The following is a 21,438-nucleotide window of genomic DNA, read 5'->3' as shown; positions in this document are numbered from 1 at the left end:
ATGCCGAATCCGACCGAATGGCAGCAGCAACTCGTCCATGAGTTCGCCGAGGTTCTGACTTCTCCAGGCACCTGTGGGACTGCGGCAGGCGCCCGTCAGGCTCTGACGGGTCAGGGATGGGCCAGCTTGTGTCTGAGCGCGGACGACGGTGGGCTGGGTCTCATGTGGGCCGAGGCCGCGTCGCTGGCCGAACAACTCGGCCGGATCTGGGCACCGAGCGACACCATCGACACGGTCGTCGCCCTCCCGGTCCTGAGCGCTGCCGCACCGCGCGAGGCCGAGGCCGTCATGGACGGCACGTCCGCCATCGGGATAGTCACGCCGGCGCAGATGTACGGGCCTCGCCTTTCGCGCAGTGGGCCGCGAGCTCCGGACGGGAGGAGGCAGGTTCCTGAGGAAATGCCGCAGACAGGCTGCACCTTCACGGAGAGCCTTCCTCGCTTCGTGCTTCTGCCGGTGGCCGGATCGCCCGACCAGGTCCGCAGTGTCGAAGCGACGGCCGACGACGCTGTCCGCCGCCCCACTCCGGGCGGTGACCTGTGGGAGCTGTCCGCCGACGCAGTCGGTGCCGCGGAGGTGTTCCGGGCGCCGGCCGCCTCGCTGTGGGCCGCCACCACACTGTTGCGCAACGCGCACTTCCTGGGCATGGCACTGACCGCGGTGGAGACGGCCACCGGCCGAGCCCGCACCCGGCGGCAGTTTGGCCGGACCATCGGCACGCAGCAGGCGGTGTCCTTCCCCCTGGCCACGCAGCGGGCACGGCTGGAGGCGCTGCGGATGGAGAACCAAGCTCAGTTGCTCAGGCTCGACGAGTGCGTTCTGCGGTGGCCGCAGAACGCTGCACCTGCCGCAGAATTCGCCGCCATCGACGCCGACGCGACCGCGGTGACCGACGCTGTGTGGCCCTTGCTGTGCGAGTGCGTGCAGCATGCCGTGCACATCCACGGGGCCTCGGGCCTGCAGGACGGCCAGCTGGTGGCTGTCGGCTACCGTCTCCTTCTGGCCGAAGCGGTCCGACTTGGGCTGGGAACACAGCGGCGTGCCCGGACGTCGCCGGCACCAGCACGAGACAGCGAACCGCTGCGGGGCATCGGCCGACGCCATAGCGCCCATCCCCGAAAGCTGGCACAGCGGCGGGAACTCGCTGCCGTCCGGGACAGCGACGCCGCCCCTCCGGCCGCCTCGTGCATCCACGAGATGGTCGAACAAGCGGTCGCACGCCACTCCGAGGAGGTGGCACTACGCACGGCGACGAGCGAGATCACCTACCGGGAACTGAATAACCGGGCCGAGCGAATCGCACAAGCCCTGCGGCAGCAGGGGGTCGGCATCGACGACATCGTCGGCCTCCACATGGAACACAGCGCTGACACCGTCGTGACCATGCTCGCCGTCCTCAAGGCGGGAGCTTCCTACCTCCCCCTGGATCCCGGGTATCCGCCGGAGCGCATCGCGTTCATGGTGCAGGACAGCCAAGCCACCGCCGTCGTCACCGATCAGCAGCCGAGCTCCCCGCCCCTGAAAGTGGCCGCTCCCCTCCTGACCTGGGAACAGCTGCAGTCCTGGTGCGGCCCGGCCCACTCCGATGTGATCCCCGCGCGGGCTCGCCCGGACTCCCTCGCCTACCTGATCTACACCTCCGGATCCACCGGCACGCCCAAGGGAGTCGAGGTGGAGCACCGCAACCTGGCCAATCGCCTGCAATGGGACGCCGCCACCTTCCCCCTGGGGCCGGGCGACGCGGTCATGCACCACACGTCGTTGAGTTTCGACATCTCGGTGTGGGAGATCTTCACCCCGCTGATCTCGGGGGCGACTCTCGTCGTGGGAGCCCCAGGACTCTCACGTGACCCACACCGGCTGCTGCAGGAGATGCGCCGCAGCGGTGTGTCGGTCCTCGCCTGCGTTCCCTCCCTGCTGGATGTGCTGCTGGAGGAGCAGCAGCCGGCGCTCGCCGACATCCCCGGCCTGCGCTACGTCTTCTGCGGAGGGGAGACGCTCTCTCCTGAGCTGTGCCGACGTTTTCACGCTCTTGAGTCGTCGGCCGAACTCCACAACTTCTACGGCCCCAGCGAATGCACCATCGATGTGACCTCCTGGCACTGCCGGCCACAGGCTGGCCTGTCTCAGGTTCCCATCGGCCGTCCACTGGACCATGTCAGCGTCCATGTGCTCGACGAGGCGGGCGCCGTCGTTCCGCCGGGGTATCCCGGTGAACTGTATGTGGGGGGAGCGGGCGTTGCCCGCGGCTACCGCAACCGGCCCGACCTCACTGCGGAGCGCTTCGTGCCCGATCCCTTCACCTCCCGGCCGCCGGGGCGGCTCTATCGCACCGGTGACCTGGTCCGGATGAGCAGGGACGGGGTACTGCACTTCATCGGCCGGTCGGACGGACAGGTCAAAGTACGCGGTCACCGCATCGAGTTGGACGAGATCAGGTGCACCCTGGAGCGGCACCCAGAGGTGCGGACAGCGGTGGTCCGGGTCATGAACGGACGCATCGAGGCTCACATCGTTCCCCCTCCTGCTCCTGCTGGCGTGCCCCGTGTCGACGGGCTATTGCGCCACGTCCGCTCCGCGCTGCCGGAGTACATGGTCCCCTCCGCGCTCGCCGTCGTCGGCTCCCTGCCCATGACGCGGAACGGAAAGATCGATCATGGAGCTCTGCCGCCGGTCCGCACAGCGCAGCCGGCCCCGGAGGACGGCGGGACGACGATCGGCGGCAGCCCTGACGAACGTGACCTGACGGCACTGGCCACCCGTGTGCTCGGTGTGGAGCGCCTGAGCGCGACCGACGACTTCTTCGCGGCCGGGGGAAGTTCCCTGCACGCCGCGCGCTTCGTGTCGCGGGTACGCGCGGAATGCGGTTTCGACGTCCGCCTGGAGCAGTTCTTCGCCGCACCCACCATCCGAGGTCTGCTCAAGGCGATCCACGACCAGTCAGACGACGGGGCGGGAGTCGGCCATGACTGACCCCGCCGGCTGGGTGGTGCACTCCGGTGCGGGACGCGACGCCTGCCGCGTCCGCCTGGTGTGCTTCCCGCAGGCCGGCGGGGGCACGCTCACCTACCGGCCGTGGATGGCGCTGCTCGCTCCGGACGTGGACGTCCTGCCCATCGTCCTTCCGGGGCGCGACAGCAGGTACCGCGAGGCGCCGTGCACGGATCTGGCGCAACTGGCCCGGGCCGCCGCGGAGGGCCTGCGGCCGGTCCTGTTCGACCAGGAGCACCACGTCCCCTACGCCTTCTTCGGGCACAGCCTGGGTGCCGTGCTGGCGTATGAAACGGCACACGTCCTGAGCGACGCGCACCATCCGCCCGCCCTGCTCATCGCTTCCGGCAGCGCACCTCCCCACCGGGCAGCCGCAGCGAGGCGCACCTGCCACACCCTGCCCGACGCGGAGTTCCTCACCGAAGTCGTCCGCCTCGGCGGCGTCCCCCACGCCGCCCTCGACGAGCCCGAACTCATCCAGGTCATGCTCCCCGTCCTGCGAGCGGACTTCACCGCCGCCGAGACCTACGCGCCCGCCGCCGACGCGCCGCTCGACTGTCCCGTGGCCGTGTACGCGGGCGATACGGACTCCAGCGTGCCCCGCAGGCAGCTGACGGAGTGGGACCGGGTCACCAGCATGCGTCCCGTCCGGCACCGCGTGTTCGCCGGCGACCACTTCTACCTCGACAACGCCCGCGGCCCTCTCCTGCGGGCCCTGCGAGGCGACTTGCAGGAGGCAGCAAGGACAGTACGCCGCTGACGGGCACCGGGCACCGGGCACCGCCTTCTCCCCTGACTTCCCGACACCGACTGCCCCTGGCTCACGGAGGGCCTATGACCACAATGTCGACCCGCGAGACGTCCACCGTCCCCCACCCGCTGGCCCCACTGACTCCGCAGGAGATCCGGCAAGCGGTGAAGGTGGTGAAGACCCAGCAGGAGTTCACCGCCGATACCCGCTTCGTGATGATCTCTCTCCAGGAACCGGACAAGCAGCGCCTGCTGCACTATGACGGTCAGGAGGCTCTCCCCCGGGAGGTCTTCCTGGTGCTGCGCGACCGAAAGCAGCGCCGGTCCTACGAAGCCGTCGTCTCCCTGGACGCGGCGAAAGTCATCGACTGGCGGTACCTGCCGGGCGTGCAGACAGCCGTCACCGAAGAGGAATTTGCCCAGTGCGATGCCGCTGTGCGCTCCGATGCCCGCTGGCAGCAGGCGATGCGACGCCGCGGGGTGGAGGACTTCTCCCTGGCCATGGTGGATGCCTGGCCCACCGGGTACACCGGGGAACTGGACGATGCCTCCGGGCGCCGGCTGGCCTGCCCGCTGACCTATGTACGCGCCCATCCAGGGGACAACGGATACGCCCGCCCCGTGGAGAACCTCGTGGCGCTGATCGACCTCGACAGCATGGAAGTGCTTGAGGTGACCGACAAGGGGACCGTGCCGCTGCCGCCACTGTCGGGCAACTACGACCCGGCAGTGCGCACTCCCGACAGCAACTGGCCGACGGTGGTGGAAGAGCGCCGAGACCTCAAACCGATCGACATCACGCAGCCCGAGGGGCCGAGCTTCACCGTGGACGGCTACGCGGTGGAGTGGCAGAAGTGGCACTTCCGCATCGGCTTCACCGTGCGCGAGGGACTCGTACTGCACCAGGTCGGGTACCAGGACCAGGGCCGGACCCGGTCGGTCCTGCACCGCGCCTCGCTGGCCGAGATGTACACCCCCTACGGAGACCCGGGCTTCACCCACTACCGCAAGAACGCCTTCGACGAGGGCGAATACGGTGCCGGATTCATGGTCAACGCCCTGGAACTGGGCTGCGACTGCCTGGGCGAGATCCACTACTTCGACGCCGTGGTGCACGACCAGGACGGCGAACCCATGACGCTGCCCAATGCCGTGTGCATGCACGAAGAGGACATGAACATCGCCTGGAAGCACACCGACTTCCGCACCGGCAAGGTGGTGACCAGGCGTCAGCGGCGACTGGTCATCTCCTCCTTCGCCGTCCTGGGCAACTACCAGTACGGCTACTTCTGGTACCTCTACCTCGACGGAACGATCAAGTTCGAGGTCAAGCTCACCGGCATGGTCTCCACCGGCGCCTTCACGGGGGAGTGCCCGCCGTACGGCACGGCCATCGCCCCCGGTCTCTACGGCCCCCATCACCAGCACTTCTTCTCCATGCGTCTCGACATGGCCATCGACGGCCCGCGCAACTCGGTCTACGAGGTCGACTCCGTGGCCCTTCCCGTCGACGAGCGCAACCCGCACGCCAATGCCTGGCGCACCCGGCACCGGCTGCTGGAATCCGAGCAGCAGGCACAGCAGCGCACCGCACACGCCGCCACCGGCCGATTCTGGAACATCGTCAATCCGCAGCAGCGCAACGGCCTGGGGGAACCCGTGGGCTACAAGCTGGTGCCCAGCTCGGGTCTTCTGCCGATGCAGCCCGAGGGCAGCCAGGCATGGGAGCGGGCACGCTTCTGCTACGGACACCTGTGGGTGACCGCGTACGACCCCACACAGTTCTACGCGGCCGGCGACTACCCCAACCAGAGCCGCGGCGGCGAGGGACTGCCCGCCTTCGTGCAACAGGACCGGCCGCTGGCCGACACCGACGTGGTGGTGTGGCACACGTTCGGTGAGCACCACGTCGTGCGCCCCGAGGACTGGCCCGCCATGCCCGTGGTGAGCACCGGCTTCGCCCTGCGGCCCAACGGATTCTTCGACGGCAATCCCGCCCTGGACGTGCCCGCTCCGGACGGATGCGGCAGCACCACGGCCTGCCACGACCAGAACCCCTTCTAGACGAAAGGCACCGGCATCATGAGCACCACTCTGACGGACCGTTACCCCACTCGTCTGCTCTCCCCAGCCCCCGCCCAAGCGCGTGAAGACCCGACGGCCTGGGGCACGGCCGCAGACGGCCCACTCGCAGCCGACCGGCTGGACGCCTTCGACCGGCTCGGCTATCACACGGAACAGTCTCTGCTCACCCCGCAGGAGGTCGAGGCCCTCCAGGGAGAAGCCGCGCGTCTCGCCGCCCACGCCGTCCTGAACGAGGACGAGCGCACCGTCATCGAGGAGAAGTCGCAGGAGGTCCGCTCGGTCTTCGAGGTGCACCGCACCAGCGAGATCTTCGCCCGCCTGACCGCTGATCCGCGGGTGGCCGGCCTGGCCCGGCAGATGCTCGGCTCCGAGGTGTACGTCCACCAGAGCCGGGTCAATTACAAGCCAGGCTTCGGCGGAGGCCCCTTCTACTGGCACTCCGACTTCGAGACGTGGCATGCGGAGGACGGCATGCCGGCGCCGCGTGCGGTCAGCGTCTCCATCGCCCTCACCGAGAACTACCCCTACAACGGCAGCCTGATGATCATTCCTGGTTCCCACCGCACCTTCGTGCCGTGCGTGGGCAGGACACCGCACGACCACCACCGCAACTCCCTGCGCACAAACTCGGTGGCCGTCGGGATGCCGGACCAGGACTCGGTGAGCCAACTTGCGCACCAGGCGGGCGGCATCGAGCAGTTCACCGGGCCTCCCGGGTCCGCCACCTTCTTCGACTCCAACTGCATGCACGGATCGAACGGCAATATCACGCCCTATCCGAGGTCCAACATCTTCATCGTCTTCAACAGCGTCGACAACGTCCTCGGCACCCCCTTCGGTGCCCCCGCCCCACGGCCGCCGCACATCGCCAGCCGTGATTTCACGCCCGTGCCGAGGTGAAGACGGTGACTGAGCACAAAACACTGCAGAATTTCATGGGCGGACGCCACTGCCAGGCTATGTCCGAGGAGTCACTCGACCTGACCGACCCCGCGACCGGCCAGGTCACCGGCAGCGCACCCGTGTCCGGAGACGCGGACGTCGATCTCGCCTGCAGCACCGCACACACCGCGTTCGAGACGTGGCGGGACACGGCTCCGGCGCAGCGCCAGCTCAGCCTGATGCGTATAGCCGACGCCCTGGAGCACCGTGCCGACGAGTTCGTCCGCGCGGAGGCGATCCATACAGGCAAGCCTCTGCATGTCACGGCGGCCGAGGAAATGGGCCCGATGATCGACCAGATCCGGTTCTTCGCGGGCGCCGCGCGCTTCCTTGAGGGCAAGTCCGCCGGGGAGTACATCGCGGAGCACACGTCGTTCGTGCGCCGCGAGCCGCTCGGAGTATGTGCCCAGGTCACGCCGTGGAACTACCCCTTGATGATGGCCGTGTGGAAGTTCGCTCCCGCCGTGGCGGCGGGCAACACAGTGGTATTGAAGCCGTCCGACACCACACCTCTGACGACGTTGATGCTCGCGGAACTGGCCGCCGAGTTCCTGCCCGACGGCGTGTTCAACGTCATCTGCGGAACCCGGGAGACTGGGCGCCGACTGGTCCGGCATCCTGTGCCGGCCATGGTGTCGGTCACCGGAAGCGTCCGCGCCGGAACCGAGGTCGCCGGGACCGCAGCCCTGGACGTCAAACGCCTTCATCTGGAGCTGGGCGGTAAAGCACCGGTCGTGGTCGCCGCCGACGCCGATCTGGACCAGGCGGCCCAGGGCATTGCCCAGGCGGCCCTCTTCAACGCCGGACAGGATTGCGCGTCGGCCTGCCGCGTCATCGTGGACCAGTCCGTGCACGACGAGTTCGTGGCAGCGCTCACACGGGAAGCCAAAGCTCTCACCACCGGTCCCCCCGAGGACCCGACCGTCTTCTTCGGCCCGCTGAACAGCGCCGCGCAGCTCTCCAGGGTCCAGGAACATCTCCGGGAGCTTCCCGCGCACGCCCAGGTGATCGCCGGGGATGGGAGCCTGCCCGACCGGGGCTACTTCCATCAGCCCACCGTGGTGACGGGCCTGCGACAGGAGGACCGGGCCATCCAGGAGGAGATCTTCGGTCCCGTCATCACCGTCCAGCCGTCGAGCGGCGACGAAGAAGCCCTCCGCCTCGCCAACGGTGTGCGCTACGGCCTCGCGTCCTCGGTCTGGACGCGGGACCACAAACGCGCGATGACCATGGCCCGGAGGATCGACGCGGGCTGTGTCTGGATCAACTGTCACATCCCGGTCGCCGCCGAGATGCCGCACGGCGGGTTCAAGCACTCCGGCTACGGCAAGGACCTCTCGTCCTACAGTCTGGAGGACTACACCCGCATCAAGCACGTCATGACCTACCTCGGGTCGTAGACACATCCGCCGGCCCCTGAGACTGCGGGCCGGCGGGTTCAGCGCAGCGCGATGAGACCGATGGCGAGTGCCGCGCAGGCCAGTCCGGCCGCCTGATGGCGGTTCAGGCGCTCCTTCAGGAGCACGAGGGCGAGGAGGACGGGAATGGCGGGATAGAGGGCGGCGAGCACGGTGGCGACGGCCATGAGCTGTTGTCTGGTGGCCTCCAGGTACAGCACGATCGCGAGTGTGCCCAGGGCGCCGGCCGCCACCGTCGCCGCCCATGCCCGTCCCGTCAGCCTCCAGCCGGCACCGTAGGAACTCACGACCGCGGCGATGACCGCGACGGAGACCACACGGCTCAGCACCACCGGCCACAGGCCGCTGTCTTTGCCCACCTGCGCCATGGCCAGGAACTGCACGCCGAACCCCACGCTGGCGACCAGGGCACTGGGCACCCCCGCGGACACCGCGCCGTGCCGCTTGTCGTCGGGACCCGGCGAAGCCTGCGAGACCAGCCACAGCGCCGGAAGGACAGCGGCGATCCCCACCCACGCGGGAAGCGCCGGACGTTCCCCCAGGAAACACACCCCGACCACGACCGGAAGAGCCACGGCCCCGACATCGCTGACCGGGACGACCACGCTCATCGCCCCCTGCGACATCGCCCGGTACAGGAAGGCCACACCCACTCCAGTCCCCACCCCCGACAGCGCGCCCCACCCGTAGTCCCCGACCGTTGCGGACCCGGCGTGCAGGAACAGGGCCAGGAGCAACCCCAGAACGGTGCCGCCCAGTTGGGCATGGAATGCCACGGTCAGCCCGTTGTGTCTGCGCGACACCAGCCCGTTGACGAAGTGCGTGACACCGAAACACAGAGCGGACAGCAGCGCGAGCAGTTCACCCATGGTCACGCTCGTTGCTCACGCGGTGGTCCCCGTCCGCCTGGCCCACCGGACAGATCGCGCTGTCCCGGACGCATGCGCACCGGTCGCACAGCCGGCAGATGCGTTCGGCGTCACCGGGCTGTCGGTACAAACCCGTCAGGAGCTTGCTCAGTAACTCGCCGAGCTGCTCCTGCTCTTGATCGTCGAGGCGGCTCAGGGCCTGCCGCAGCACGTCGCCCCGGGAAGCGAGGAGGGTGTGCGCCGCCTGCGCGCCCAGATCGCTGAGCTGGAGACGGACCCACCCTCCCCAGCTCGCTTCTTTGCGTATCAGCCCCTGTTTCTCCAGGCCCCCGACCATGCGGGCCGCCGCGGATTGGCTCAGTCCCACCCGCCGCCCAAGCTCGGTGACGCTCAAGCCGGAGGTGGTGGACAGCACCACCAGCGCGGCAGCCCCGCTTGAACTGGTGCCGGCAGCTCTGGTCGCTTCGGCTACCACCGCGTCACTGAGGGCCAGCGCAGCGGCCCCCAAAAGATTCGCTGTACGAGATTCATCATGCATGACTCATGCGTAACCCTGCTGACGTGGTGGAAACCCTCTCTTCGCGGATTCATTGAGGCGACTCACCGGGTTTTGTCAACGTTGCATGGGGGCACCGAACCCGAAGGGGCGTCCGCTCCCAGGGGCGCCGACGCGACTGATCCTGACACCACTGTCGACGATCACGTCATTGGCTCTGCCCGCGTTTCCGCGGATGATCGTGCTCTTCCCTCTCGGCGCCGCAGCCCTTCGGCCGCGAAATAGGAGCGTGTTGCCCCGGGCCGACGGATCCGAAGCTCTTTCACGGAATTGCGGTCAGAACCACGTAATGGCCAATTGGAACGGCGGAACGAGCCAGGCGTCGCCTCCGTGGCACCACGTGCTGTGGTTACCTGAGTTCGGGTCGAGAGGTCGAGCCGGTCTTGGCGGTCGTAGCTACCAGTTGCCCGTCAAATCCGTTGATGTTGCGGGTGAGCGCTGCGGTGGCGGTGTCCTCCACGGTCCAGCGCGGGGTGTCCGCGTCTGAGCTGTAGTGATTGACCTTGGACTGGGTCTGCGCCCAGCTGCCGGAGGAGTTGGATTCCACGGTCCAGCCGCGGAATCGCAGTTGGGAGCCGAGGGTCCAGGTCTGCCGCTGGGTGTCTGCGGTCTGCTGGCGCACCAGGTCGTTGGCGTAGTAGGCCAGTGTGGTGCCGGGAGCCGTAGTGGTGCGGCCGATGGCGTCGTAGGTGTAGCCGGAGTCCACTAGTCGGTCGGTGAAGCGCTCCGAGTCTTATGGAGACTCGGTTCGCTGAGAGGATCGCGTCACGGCACGTCCGTCCCCCTGCCTGCCCGAGCTTCGTGAGCGTGCGGTGCGCCTGGTCGCGGAGATCCGCCCGAACTACCCGACCGAGTGGGCCGCAATGAAGGCAGTCGCAGCCAAGCTGGGCATCGGAGCAGCTGAGACGGTGCGGACCTGGGTCAGCAAAGCGCAGGCGGACGCCGGCCAGCGGCCCGGCACCACCCCGGAGGAAGCCGCGGAGATCAAGCGACTGCGGGCCGAGAACGCCCAACTGCGGCGGGCCAACGAGATCTTGAAGTCGGCTTTCTTCGCGTCAGTCGATTTCGACCGGCCGTCGAAGCGCTCGTAGCGTTCATCGACCAGTCCAAGAAGGTGTTCGGCGTCGAGCCGATTTGCCGTGTGGTGCTCGGTGGCGTCCCGCCACGTGGTGCAGCGGATCAAGGCGCCGGAATACGCGCGACTTGAGCATCACCTTCTGACCGGGGCGTTCGACGCGTATCGTCCCGACATGGACACCACTGCTTCACCCCGAGTCCTGGTCATCGGGCTTGATCCGTATCGGGTGCCCGGACCGTGGGATCCCAAGCCGGTAGCCACGGCGATCGAGGCGGGACTGGCCAAGTTCGCCGAACACGGCGTGGGCGTCGAGACCTGCCTGATCGGTCTCGACGGAAGTGACGACGTGGAAACGGTTGTCGGGAACGCGCTGCGAGCACATCCGTGGGAGTGCGTCACCGTCGGCGGTGGCCTGCGGCACTCAGACGATCAGGTTGGACTCCTTGAGCAGGTAATCAACCTGGTCCGGCGGCACGCACCCGATGCGGCTATCGCGTTCAACAGCACCCCAGCCAGGACCTACGAGGCCGCTGCCCGTTGGATCGAGTGACGACAGCCAACGCGGTTCGAGAGTCACCTCCTGACTCGTCGTCGGAACGCTCGACGAGCTGGCTGTGTCCGAAGCTGGCGCCTGCTCGGACGAGGGTGACGAGGTGGGGTGAGATTTGCCCCTGTTTGTGGATATCTCTTGAGGATCGGATCGTGCAGGCCGGCCCTGCGTGACCAGCTCCACCAGGCCCGCTACGCCGAGGGGGCGGGCGGAGCGAACGCCGCGTGAGCCGTTCTCCCGCCGTCCCTGGCGGCACCCTGGTGCTGGACAGCGAGGGACTGGCCAAGGCCGTCCTGCGCGACCGGACCGTCACCGCCTGGCTCGCCCTGGCCCGAGCCGACGATCTACGAGTGATCACCTCCGCAGCCACCCTGGTGGAAGTCGTCCACCCGCGGATCAACCGCCCGGCCCTGAAGTGGACCCCTTCCCGACTCGTCGTCGAGCCAGTCACCGAGCCCATCGCCCGCCACGCTGCCACTCTCCTCGCCGGCACCGGCCTGCACGGCCACAGGTACGCCATGCCCGCCGCTCCCGGCCCCGTTACGATCCTCACTTCCGATCCCGAGGACCTGACGGCACTCTGCGGCGGGCAGGTCGCTGCGATCAAGATCTGAGCGTGAACACAGAAGACCTACCTCACTTCGACCTCCCATTGTGCACATTATTTGTGTACCTTTATGTCATGGAGACTATTCCGCTGGGAGAGCTGAACCACCATCCGTCGAAAGTCACAGCGAGGGTTCGCGCTGGTGAGACGCTCGTCGTGACTGAGCACGGCAAGCCTGTCATCCGCATGTCACCCGCCGAAGAGCCCACGTCGGCCCTGGACCAGCTGATGGCGACCGGCCAGGTGCGTCGTGCAGTGAATCCGGGCGCGCTGCCCGAGCTGATCAGCGATCTGGCCGAGCTGCCTTCACTGTCGGATGCGCTGATCGCCGAGCGCGACCGGGAGCGCACGCGTTGAGCATCTATTACATGGACACCTGCGCTCTGCTGAAGTTCGTGCAGCAGCAGGCAGAGACGCAGGCGCTTCGCAGCTGGCGGTCAGCGCTGGGCGTCGACGGCCGCCTGGTGACCTCCCAGCTGGCCGGGGTGGAGATCGCGCGCACGTTCCGGCGAGCCGGTGTCGACCGGCAGCGCGTGCCGTTCCTGGTCGGCAACACGCTCACCGGGATTGACCAGATCATCCTCGGCGACGACGTCCTGGCCCGCGCCGCCGGCTTCGAAGTGCAAAGACTCGGCACCCTGGACGCCATTCACCTGGCAACAGCCGCCCCTCTGCACCGGGAACTGGACGGCTTCGTCACCTACGACAAAGAGCTGACGGACGCCGTCACAGCACTCGGACTGCCGCACCTCGCACCGGCGTGACGGAGCCGGAGCACCTCGCCCGCCCAACAGGCCCGGCAAGCCCTTCTGCAGGAGGGGTTTGACCAACGCGGGGCACGACCGGCGGCAGTAGCCAACCAAAAGCCGTTACAGACCGTCGGGCGCACCCTGATCCAACGGGCAGAACTCGTCTGTTCGGCACCACTCCGGCATCCGGCACTGCGCATCCGGAAGAGAGGAAGGGCTACTCCTCGTCCGGCTCGCCGGGCTCGCGTGGCTGGTCGTACTCGCTCAACAGCCCTTCGATGCGCAGGTTGTTGATGGACTGCCGGTCGTACAGGCACTTCGCGTACCGGCTCAGCAGGACCTCGACGCTGTTGCCGGCCCGCTGGGCTACCTCTGCCGGGTCCGCACCCGCGCACAGCCACGTGGACAGCGCCGAGTGCCGCAGGTCGTAAGGCCGTTTCGCGAGCGGAGTGCCGGTGAGAGCGGGCGGCAGGGCAAGGTCGCGGCTCTCGTGCCAGACCCGGTGGTAGGTGCCGTAGCTGATGACCCGCCCCTGTTCGGTGAAGAACAACCGACCGTCGTCGGCCGTGCCGAACGTCGCGACATGCTCGCGCCACAGGGCCACCAGATGCGGAGGCAGCGGCACCACCCGCGTTTCCCCCGGCGGGCGGTTCTTCAGCCCGCGCTCGTCGTGGAACTCGCCGCTGTCGGTCCAGCGCTTGCCCGCCTGCGGCCGGGTACGGTGCAGGATCAACCGCCCCCAACCGGTGCGGGGCAGGCGGCAGTCCGGCAGCGCCACCGCGACCGCCTCCTCCGGACGCAGACCCGCGTAGTACATGCCGGCGAAGAACCCGACCAGCCGACGGCCGCGGGCCCGCCGGTAGCCGCCCACGTAGGAGACGGCGTCCAGCAGATCCCGTGCCTGGTAAGGGTTGGCCACCACCCGCGGGTCCACCGTGACCGCCGGCTTGGGCACCCGCCAGCGGACCCTGTTCAACGGGTGGCTGCCCAACTCGCCACGCTCCACTGCGTAGTGGAGCGCGTGCACCAGCACCTTGCGCTTGCGGCGCATCGTCTCCACCGCCGCCTCACCGCCGTCCAGCTTGCGGCGCAGCGACTCCAGCACATCCCGCGCCAGTACCGGATCACTCAGGTCCACCAGGGGCCTGGACGCCTTCGCCACCCACTGCAGCACCAACCGGTCCTGCGCCGGCATCTCCCCCCGTCCCGGCCCGGGCACGACGAACGCCCAGTGCCGCAGAGCGCGGCGCAGCAGCTGTCCGGTCGGCCGGCCCGGAAGGTCCCACAGCATCGCCTGCGTGACGGTGGTCAGCGCGTCGCTGACCTCGTCCCGGGTCTTCGCCGCCCGACCCGGCCAGTGCGCCCGCGCGTACTCGGCCGCAAAGTCGTACCAGCTCAGCTGCGACGGCCCCCGGGACCCCTGGCCGGAGCTGCTCACCTCGGCCAGTCCCACGCGGATGGCCCGCACCAGCTCCGCACCGAACTCGCCCGCCAAGCCCGCGACCGCGCTGCCGCCGTCCGGCCGTCCACCACCATGCGGCTGCACCGGGGATCGGTCCGCAGGCTGCTCTGGAAGAGGTGCAGCACCGTGGTACTCGTTCAGGTCCATACCCGCCTCCTTCTGATCGGCGGGAGCATGACTGCCCGGCACACCCACTCCAACATCCCCTCGCAAGAGGGCACTCGGGCAGCATCCGGTTGACGAGCGCGGACTGTCAGACGTTCAGCCCGGCTTGCGTCGCCACTGGTCATATCCGGTCCCGGTGTGGCCGGTTGCGGCCCTTGGCGCGCTATGCGCACTTGCATGCGCCCCGATGTGCCGAACTACCGTTCCCGGCCAGCCGGGGCACGGACACCGTGGGGGGATGCATGGCGAGAACCACGCGACAGACCCTGAACGCACTCAACCGCTCGACAACCGTTGGGGCTTCAACCGCACCCGCACCACAGCCCTCGGCCTCACCCCGGTCAGCACACGCGAGCTGCTGACCGTCCTGCGGGCAACCACCCTGCCCCCGCTCCGCCACAACACCGACCAACTGCTGAACTGGTCCGCCTGGCGACGCCGTCATCGAGCCACCACGCAAGCCTGCCACCAGCGCTGAAATGACATCACCGCCGACGCGACCACATGACACCACGATGACGATCAAGAACTACAACTGCCGAGTATGAGCAAGACCACATTCTCGCATCGGCTACTCTCTGCTCACGCCACAGCAGAGACGTTCCACCTCGGCCCGGCGCACGGTTCGGCTGAAAATCACAAGCCTGGCACGGGTGGCGACCTGCCCATGCAATACCCCAACACTTCGCCAGCTAAAGGGGTCCGCCGCCTTCTGGTCCAGACCTCTGGGAATGTGCAATCGGGCCTGCGGGCATGCGCATGAGTGGCTGAGATTCGCCAACTTGAATCCGACAGCCCGCAAGAAAGTCAGCAAACGGGGAACATGCCGCATACAGAGTGAAACCAGGCATGGCGTGAAACTGTCGGTGACAGCATTCCCCAGCAAACCGGGACCCTGCGATCCCGGAGCCCTTCTCGCAATCCCTGAGCCTGATATAGGCTCTTGCTGACCGCGAGGCGTGGGGGCACGTACAGTCCGGTGTTCTTGAATCCGGATCTTCCCGCGGTTACGAGCATAAAGTGCTCAACAGAGGGGGAAGTCATGCGGGTCTGCGCTGCCGAACGGCGAATTCGTTGTCGCGTGCTGAGTTCAACAGGTTTTTCCTGGTCTCAGTCGCACAGTCAGCCAAGCCCTTAAGGGCCGTTCTTGCCCCGTGACCGGTGACGCAGGAATGTCGCCGCGCGCATCGATGCCGTGGCCGGCGGTCGGCTGATAATCGGATCGCGGGGCGCCCCAGCCCTGAACCCCTTGAACTGCCGAGGTCGGGAGCAAGGGGCATACCCGGCTTCTGGCGCAAGGGCTGCAAAGCCTGAATTGCAGTGGAACCGTGGGGAATTCCAGAGGTTTGCAGGGTTCCGATGCGTATGGAAATTCTGCACGACCTGATGAAATCCCGGCTAACTTAAACGCGTATTTGCGTGCCGCACCGGTCGCCCGCTTCCCATCTTGATGCCTTCTTGTACGACAGAACCGAAATCGGCATGACATGGTCATGCCTAATCCGAGGAGTGAAATTGAGAACTGCATTACGTGTGTGTGTGTTGCTGCCGTGGCCGTGCTGGGCTTCATGACGGCCGCGCCGTACGCTTCGGCGGCTGAGTCGGGCGCGAACACACCGTTGGAGACGGTGCAGTTCGCCGGCGGGCAGGGCAAGGGCCTGGCCATGGCGGCGAATGCGCCGGAGGGCACCAAGGAGATCCTGGAGTCCAACGCCGTCGCGGCGGCCGCGGCCGCGAACGTGTGTGGCTCGGGCTACACCGTCTCCACCGGCGCCGCCCGCTACGGGACCTACGGCACCGCCTACACCTGGTGGAACAACACCTACAGCGGGACCAACCACCTCTACGACCGCCCCATCTGCGCCGTGTTCTTCAACGACCTCGGCTCCACCCGGTACATGGGCGTCCGTCTGGCGGACAACTACACCGCCACCGCGGACACTGAGGACTTCGGCGCCTATTCCTCGTACGCCGGCCCCGTCTACCAGAACAAGGGTTACTGCGGTAAGGCGTACTCCTACATGGAGGAGTCGAGCGGCAAGGTCGACGTCGACAACTACCTCAGTGTCGGCACATGCGACTGACGCCACTGCCACACGTACGATCCCGCGGACCCGTCTTCGTCCGGGGGAGCATCGTCCTCGCCCTGGCGCTTCTGACTGGCGGGTGCCTTGGCGGAACCGAGAACAGCGGAATCCCTGGCGTTAAGCACCCGGTGACGGACCCCGCGCAGCCGAGCACGCCATGGCCCTCGGCCGCGTCCAGCGAACCACCGCAGGACCCGGAGCCGACGGCCTCGTTCTCACAGAACGGAAAGACCAGAGTCCTGTACTACGGCAACACAGAAGTGGATGCCACGCCGGAGGATGACGGCATCTTCACGACCGTCACAGTCCACAACGACACTGGCAAGCCCGTCAATTACGACATCGATGTCAGCGTCGGCGACGGTGTCGACTGGGTCGCCTCAAACAAGTTCCGCATCGAAGGCGTGCCGGCCCACGGCGTCAAGAGCCACGCCAGCACGGTAGGCGGACCACACCTCGGACCCATTCCGCAGCAACCGAAGATCTACGTCGACGCGCTGGAAACCTACTGAAGGCGCGGGCGAGAACTTCGTCGGTCCGGATCGACACCGTGACAGTGGACGCACGGTGCTGTGACTACTGACCCATTCCGCAGAAACCAGCAACTGCCTTGCCGGGCCGGCCACTTACTGGAAGGACAACCAGCACATCATGCACTATCCAACACGGGCAAGAAGGAGGAGACAGTCATCCGCACTGGTTATCACCGCAGCAACCGCGCTGATCGCTTCCACCTTCACCACGAGCACCGCACAAGCAGCGATACCGAACCCGCCCAAGAAGTCGGCGCAGAAACCGGCCGTCACACCGGAGAAGAAGTCCGCGTCGGCAGTCCCGCTGAAGGAACGTGACACCGTTCTCGGGAAAGGCTGGAAGACCTCTGCCGACCGGGCCGTGACGGCGGCAGCCGACAGCGACGGACTGCACCTCCTGGTCGCGGACAGCAAGGACGGCTACGCCTGGAGGACGGCTGCCGTCCTGAGTGAGCCTCAGCTTCCGGCCGACACCTGGATCGGCAACAGCTGTGTCATGGACGACCATCACGCGGCTGTCGTCTACGCTCCCCGCACTTTCACCAACAAGCCCGACCTGATGATGGGCGGCGCGTTCACCGCGATCGTGAACCTGGACGACGGAAGCGTCACCAAGCTCCCGTTCACCGCGTCCCTGGCCTACTTCGACCCCACGTGCAGCCCGGCCACGCACACCGCCGTCTTCACCGCGCTGCGTGACAGCAAAACGCGCCTGATCACGGTGGACAGCAAAGGCACCACGGTCGCCGACACCACCGCCGAGGGTGAGATCACCTCTGCTGTCCCCACCAAGGACGGTGTGATCGGTGCCGCCGGAAACCGGCTCGTCCACGTCGACCACAAGGGCAGGACAACCAAGCTCGCCGCCACGAAACACGCCCCGTACGGCATCCGCGTAGCCGACGATGGAACAGTCGGCTACATCGACCGCACCGGCAACACAGAAGCCAACGTGCAGACCTACGCGCACGGCAGGAAAACCACTGTCGCGAGCGGCAGGCTCACCGAGATGAACCTGCGCCAGGGCACCGACGGCACCATCTATCTCACCGGAAAGACCAGCCACGGCAAGGGCTTTGCGGCCAGCGGCATCAAGGCGCTGGCCGTCTCCCCCGACGCGGACCTGTCCACGCGTGGCCGCCTGGCCGTCGACCCGGTCGTCTCCCCGGCGGTGCAGTCAGGCGTCGCCACCATCAAGAACGCCGGCCGCGGCTTCACCGGTACCGCGACCAAAGAACCGGCGGCGGAGACGACCACTGGCCGCACCAGCCATGCCCTGACCATCACCGGCTCGGTGCCGGGCACGGGCAAGCACACAAGCCAGAAGGCCGCCGAGCCCGGCACCACCGCGGGCGGCAAGCCATCGCCGGCGCTGACTGGTTCCTCGAAGCCGCAGATATCGACGATGAGCACCGCGACCACGGCCGACGCCGACCCCAGGGCCAACGACCCTGTGGACACCGACCGTTGGTGTTCCGTGCCCCGCAACGACGTCGCCACCCAGGCCCTCCAGCCGACGCCTAACCAGGTCGAGTGGGCCGTGGACATGGCCGTCCAGGGAAAACTGCGCTCCAACTACCTCACGCAGGGCGGCTGGCGATCACAGACCGGGATCTCCACCATCGATCCACAGGGTATGTTCCCCAAACCCCCTCTGAACGGTGGTGGAAGCATCCCCGCACAGGTCCAACTGGGCATCCTCGCCCAGGAGTCCAACCTGTGGCAGGCCGAATCCGGTTCCATCCCCGGCCAGATGGGCAGCCCGCTCGCGGCCGTCGACGGCTTCTACGGCCACCAGACCGGCGGCACCCTCGACAGCTTCTGGACCATCAACTGGAACAAGTCCGACTGCGGCTACGGCGTCGGCCAGGTCACCGACGGCATGCGCCTGGCCGGACACGAGAAGGACGGCGAGACCTCTCACGACGTTGCCACGCAGCGTGCGATCGCCATCGACTACGCCACCAACATCGCTGCCTCGCTCTACATCCTCGCCGACAAATGGAACGAGGTGCACGAGTCCGGCCAGACCATCGCGGTGAACAACGACGACTCGGCCAAACCCGAGAACTGGTTCACCGCCGTATGGAACTACAACCTCGGCTTCAACAAGAAGGCGGACGAGGGCACCAACGGCAACTGGGGGCTCGGCTGGTTCAACAACCCCGCCAACCCCGTCTATCCCGCGTCCCGGCTGGCCTTCATGAACACCGACCTCGACCCGCTGGCCAACAAGGACGCCGCTCATCCCCAGAACTGGCCGTACGAGGAGAAGGTGATGGGCTGGGCCGCCTGGTCTCAGGACGCGGGCTACTCCTACGCCACCTCCGGCCGGCAGGACTGGCCGGGCGAGTCCGGCTTCTCCTCCGCCGGCTTCTACCCTGCCACCTGGAACGGCACCACCGGGAGCGTCATCGACCCGGCCAGCGGGAAATACCGCCGCGCGCACGTCTCGCCGCCACTCGACGCATTCTGCAACACCAAGAACAACTGCGACACCGCCAACCCACCCGACTGCCCCGACGCGGGCTGCTACACGCAGTACTGGTGGCACGAATCCAACACCACCTGGAAGTCCGACTGCTCCGCCAGCTGCGGTATCGAGCGCATCAAGTACCTGACCCCGATCAATGAGCCCGGCCGCGGCTACCGCCTGCAGTACGGCACCCCCGTATGCTCCGGCGCACCCTCGGGCGCGAAGGTCGTCGAGTCCGTCCCCGCAGGCACCAACACCTGGAGCGACTGCGGAACGACCACGACCGACGGCTCGTTCCAGTTCACCTTCTACCCCGACCCGAACGCGACCGGACCAGGACTGGGCCAATACGACGCCAAGGCCGACCTGCACCAGATCGGCGGCGGCTACAACGGCCACTTCTGGTTCACCCACGCACGCGACACCGACCACCTCGGCGGCGACGGCGGACGCATGACCATCCTCGGCGACTGGAAACTGAACTCCGCCATCTCCGGTAGGCAAGCCGAGGTCTTCGTACACGTCCCGGACACCGGCGCGCAGGTCTCCAACGCCACCTACAAGGTCATCACACCCTTCGGGGCGGTCACCAAGACCATCAACCAGAACACCCACAACAACAGCTGGGTCTCCCTGGGCGCCTACAACTTCAACAACCAGGCACCGGAGGTACAGCTGACCAACTCCACGTCGGACGGCGCCGCCGACAAGGACGTGGCCTACGACGCCGTCGCGTTCGTACCCGGCGACTACGACGGCCTGAACGCCATTACGTTCCCGGAAGCGGACCCGAACGCCCCCGACATCGACTTCGTAGCCGCTCAGGACGCGAAGGAAGTCAGCGCCACCTCGTCGCTCACGTCCTCGTCGCTCAGCGGTACCTCGGGCAAGGAATCGTGCTCGACCGGCAACGACGGCGCCACCATCTGCGCCAGGTACAAGCCACTGAACGAGACAAACACGAAAAGCGTGAAGTCGTCACAGGCCGCCGAGCAAGCCTTGACCGCCGCTGCGACGGGTCCCGTCACATGGTGTCAGGACGTCAACGGGGCTGCCCTGCAGACAAGGACGGACGGCTGTCTGCGCGGACTTCTCGTCCTGACCGCGACCCGCGACGGTGCTCCCGTCGGCAACGCGACCATGAAAGTCATCCAAGAGATCAAACTCGACCCCAAGACGAATCAGTTCACCACATGGACCGAGCTCTCCCTGGTCAACATGACGGGCATCAGCTCGACCACTCTGACCTCGTTCGACGAAGAATGCTGGACCACCACCGCCTGCACCGAGAGCAACGGCACTTGGACCGGTAGCACCACATGGACTGCAGGGGACCCGCACGTCGCCACGCGCACCAACACCTACTCGTGGAACAAGGTCACCGGTGGTGAGGATCTCCTCAACTTCACCTGGAACAGCAGTTGGTCCACACCGGAGGCCGTCGTCGAGGCGGTTCCGAAGTGGAGCAACAACGCTTTCGACATCCGGTGTGACGACAAGGTGGGCCGTAACGTGGGGTGCGTATTCCCGAAGTACACCCCGACACTGTTGCTGAACACGAAAAAATACCCTGCTGCTGCCGCCTACTACTGGGTGCTCATGGAGAAACTGGCATCCCACCCGGGCAGCGAGAAATACAACAATCCGCTGCACCGCCTGGCCAACGACACGACGGCCAGGGACAACCAGAACAAGATGTGCCTACTCGCCGTGGCGGAATGGAACCCGAACCCGAACGCGGACGGAACAAGCTGCGACGAGTATCCCTTCGCCAAGTCAAAAGAGAGCGGCGGGATGACACTCAGCTCGGGTAAGTACTGCGCCCAGTTGTACGCTGCCAAGCAGACCGATGGCTCCTGGATGCTGGAACTGGACAACAACTACCCTCTGCCGTCCTGGAACGAGGTCTGCGGCCGGGCCGCAGTTCCGACCCAACAGAACACCGATGCGGGCGGCGACCTCGGACGGCTCACTACGGACGTCCGGCTCCTGGACGATGATGCGTACTTCGTCCAGACTGGATTCGAAGGCTGCGACATCAGATCCGTCTGCAACATCAGCTAGAAAACAGCCCACCGGATCGGCCCGCTGGACCTCTGTGTCCAGCGGGCCGATCCCTG

General features: G+C 67.0%; 16 protein-coding genes and 2 pseudogenes. 14 read left to right on the top strand and 4 right to left on the bottom strand.

All coding sequences use genetic code 11. The features are described from left to right. The 5 genes from ACFWP5_RS26670 to ACFWP5_RS26650 all read left to right on the top strand — a co-directional run bounded on the left by ACFWP5_RS26670 (position 1) and on the right by ACFWP5_RS26650 (position 8,168). Entirely contained in the window at positions 1–2,973 is a 2,973-nt protein-coding gene (locus ACFWP5_RS26670) for an amino acid adenylation domain-containing protein (RefSeq protein ID WP_384161482.1), read from the top strand. Continuing rightward, positions 2,966–3,751, top strand: a complete 786-nt coding sequence (locus tag ACFWP5_RS26665; RefSeq protein WP_384161480.1) for a thioesterase II family protein — start codon at positions 2,966–2,968, stop codon at positions 3,749–3,751. Before ACFWP5_RS26670 ends, ACFWP5_RS26665 begins: the two co-directional genes overlap by 8 nt. Before the next feature lie 74 nt (positions 3,752–3,825). Next, positions 3,826–5,805 (top strand): primary-amine oxidase, encoded by a 1,980-nt coding sequence (locus ACFWP5_RS26660; RefSeq protein WP_384161477.1) that lies wholly within the window; start codon positions 3,826–3,828, stop codon positions 5,803–5,805. A gap of 18 nt (positions 5,806–5,823) precedes the next feature. Further along, positions 5,824–6,726, top strand: a complete 903-nt coding sequence (gene thpD / locus ACFWP5_RS26655) for an ectoine hydroxylase (protein ID WP_384161474.1) — start codon at positions 5,824–5,826, stop codon at positions 6,724–6,726. Positions 6,727–6,761: 35 nt separating this feature from the next. Continuing rightward, positions 6,762–8,168 carry a gamma-aminobutyraldehyde dehydrogenase gene (locus ACFWP5_RS26650; RefSeq protein WP_384161534.1) on the top strand — a complete coding sequence of 469 codons (1,407 nt, stop codon included), beginning with the start codon at positions 6,762–6,764 and terminating at the stop codon, positions 8,166–8,168. A 38-nt stretch (positions 8,169–8,206) separates the two neighbouring features. Here the strand turns inward: ACFWP5_RS26650 and ACFWP5_RS26645 are convergent, their stop codons facing one another. The 3 genes and pseudogenes from ACFWP5_RS26645 to ACFWP5_RS26635 form a co-directional block, all read right to left on the bottom strand. Then, positions 8,207–9,055: an EamA family transporter gene (locus ACFWP5_RS26645; protein ID WP_384161471.1), complete on the bottom strand. Its 849-nt coding sequence runs from the start codon at positions 9,053–9,055 to the stop codon at positions 8,207–8,209. After that, positions 9,048–9,593: a MarR family winged helix-turn-helix transcriptional regulator gene (locus ACFWP5_RS26640; RefSeq protein WP_384161468.1), complete on the bottom strand. Its 546-nt coding sequence runs from the start codon at positions 9,591–9,593 to the stop codon at positions 9,048–9,050. Before ACFWP5_RS26640 ends, ACFWP5_RS26645 begins: the two co-directional genes overlap by 8 nt. Positions 9,594–9,981: 388 nt before the next feature. Next, positions 9,982–10,326 (bottom strand): annotated as a pseudogene (locus ACFWP5_RS26635) (hypothetical protein); the annotation flags it as partial. Between the two features lie 73 nt (positions 10,327–10,399). On the opposite strand from ACFWP5_RS26635, the pseudogene ACFWP5_RS26630 reads away from it, so the two are divergent. The 5 genes and pseudogenes from ACFWP5_RS26630 to ACFWP5_RS26610 form a co-directional block, all read left to right on the top strand. After that, a pseudogene (locus ACFWP5_RS26630) lies at positions 10,400–10,657 on the top strand (transposase); the annotation flags it as partial. A 120-nt stretch (positions 10,658–10,777) separates the two neighbouring features. Continuing rightward, positions 10,778–11,239 carry a hypothetical protein gene (locus tag ACFWP5_RS26625; RefSeq protein WP_384161465.1) on the top strand — a complete coding sequence of 154 codons (462 nt, stop codon included), beginning with the start codon at positions 10,778–10,780 and terminating at the stop codon, positions 11,237–11,239. Positions 11,240–11,463: 224 nt separating this feature from the next. Beyond that, entirely contained in the window at positions 11,464–11,853 is a 390-nt protein-coding gene (locus tag ACFWP5_RS26620) for a DNA-binding protein (RefSeq protein WP_384161462.1), read from the top strand. A gap of 68 nt (positions 11,854–11,921) precedes the next feature. Continuing rightward, the gene (locus ACFWP5_RS26615) at positions 11,922–12,203 is read left to right on the top strand and encodes a type II toxin-antitoxin system prevent-host-death family antitoxin (RefSeq protein WP_328829026.1); all 282 of its coding nucleotides are present in this window, start codon (positions 11,922–11,924) and stop codon (positions 12,201–12,203) included. Next, positions 12,200–12,610: a type II toxin-antitoxin system VapC family toxin gene (locus ACFWP5_RS26610; RefSeq protein ID WP_384161459.1), complete on the top strand. Its 411-nt coding sequence runs from the start codon at positions 12,200–12,202 to the stop codon at positions 12,608–12,610. The genes ACFWP5_RS26615 and ACFWP5_RS26610 overlap by 4 nt, the downstream gene beginning before the upstream one ends. Before the next feature lie 202 nt (positions 12,611–12,812). Here ACFWP5_RS26610 and ACFWP5_RS26605 read toward each other — a convergent pair whose 3' ends face one another. Then, on the bottom strand, positions 12,813–14,204 hold the full coding sequence (locus tag ACFWP5_RS26605; protein ID WP_384161456.1) for a tyrosine-type recombinase/integrase: 1,392 nt from the start codon (positions 14,202–14,204) through the stop codon (positions 12,813–12,815). A 256-nt stretch (positions 14,205–14,460) separates the two neighbouring features. Here ACFWP5_RS26605 and ACFWP5_RS26600 point away from each other — a divergent pair, with 256 nt between their 5' ends. From ACFWP5_RS26600 to ACFWP5_RS26585, 4 genes are all read left to right on the top strand, one after another. Beyond that, positions 14,461–14,700: a hypothetical protein gene (locus ACFWP5_RS26600; RefSeq protein WP_384161453.1), complete on the top strand. Its 240-nt coding sequence runs from the start codon at positions 14,461–14,463 to the stop codon at positions 14,698–14,700. A gap of 1,072 nt (positions 14,701–15,772) precedes the next feature. Beyond that, a complete protein-coding gene (locus ACFWP5_RS26595) occupies positions 15,773–16,306 on the top strand; it encodes a hypothetical protein (protein WP_384161450.1) in 534 nt (177 codons plus the stop codon). A gap of 131 nt (positions 16,307–16,437) precedes the next feature. Continuing rightward, on the top strand, positions 16,438–16,821 hold the full coding sequence (locus tag ACFWP5_RS26590) for a hypothetical protein (RefSeq protein ID WP_384161448.1): 384 nt from the start codon (positions 16,438–16,440) through the stop codon (positions 16,819–16,821). Positions 16,822–16,960: 139 nt separating this feature from the next. After that, positions 16,961–21,382, top strand: a complete 4,422-nt coding sequence (locus tag ACFWP5_RS26585) for a Tat pathway signal protein (protein ID WP_384161445.1) — start codon at positions 16,961–16,963, stop codon at positions 21,380–21,382. Positions 21,383–21,438: the final 56 nt, after the last annotated feature.

The sequence above is a fragment of the Streptomyces sp. NPDC058469 genome, from assembly GCF_042721125.1.
GTDB lineage: Bacteria > Actinomycetota > Actinomycetes > Streptomycetales > Streptomycetaceae > Streptomyces.
The sequence above is the reverse complement of the archived record's forward strand: the minus strand, read 5'-3'. Positions and strand labels throughout refer to the sequence as shown.

Excerpts from the sequence above, each read along its gene's own strand:
- ACFWP5_RS26670 (WP_384161482.1), top strand. The coding sequence starts at position 1 with ATGCCGAATCCGACCGAATGGCAGCAGCAACTCGTCCATGAGTTCGCC.
- ACFWP5_RS26665 (WP_384161480.1), top strand. The coding sequence starts at position 2,966 with ATGACTGACCCCGCCGGCTGGGTGGTGCACTCCGGTGCGGGACGCGAC.
- ACFWP5_RS26660 (WP_384161477.1), top strand. The coding sequence starts at position 3,826 with ATGACCACAATGTCGACCCGCGAGACGTCCACCGTCCCCCACCCGCTG.
- thpD (WP_384161474.1), top strand. The coding sequence starts at position 5,824 with ATGAGCACCACTCTGACGGACCGTTACCCCACTCGTCTGCTCTCCCCA.
- ACFWP5_RS26650 (WP_384161534.1), top strand. The coding sequence starts at position 6,762 with ATGGGCGGACGCCACTGCCAGGCTATGTCCGAGGAGTCACTCGACCTG.
- ACFWP5_RS26645 (WP_384161471.1), bottom strand. The coding sequence starts at position 9,055 with ATGGGTGAACTGCTCGCGCTGCTGTCCGCTCTGTGTTTCGGTGTCACG.
- ACFWP5_RS26640 (WP_384161468.1), bottom strand. The coding sequence starts at position 9,593 with ATGCATGATGAATCTCGTACAGCGAATCTTTTGGGGGCCGCTGCGCTG.
- ACFWP5_RS26615 (WP_328829026.1), top strand. The coding sequence starts at position 11,922 with ATGGAGACTATTCCGCTGGGAGAGCTGAACCACCATCCGTCGAAAGTC.
- ACFWP5_RS26605 (WP_384161456.1), bottom strand. The coding sequence starts at position 14,204 with ATGGACCTGAACGAGTACCACGGTGCTGCACCTCTTCCAGAGCAGCCT.
- ACFWP5_RS26600 (WP_384161453.1), top strand. The coding sequence starts at position 14,461 with ATGCATGGCGAGAACCACGCGACAGACCCTGAACGCACTCAACCGCTC.
- ACFWP5_RS26585 (WP_384161445.1), top strand. The coding sequence starts at position 16,961 with ATGCACTATCCAACACGGGCAAGAAGGAGGAGACAGTCATCCGCACTG.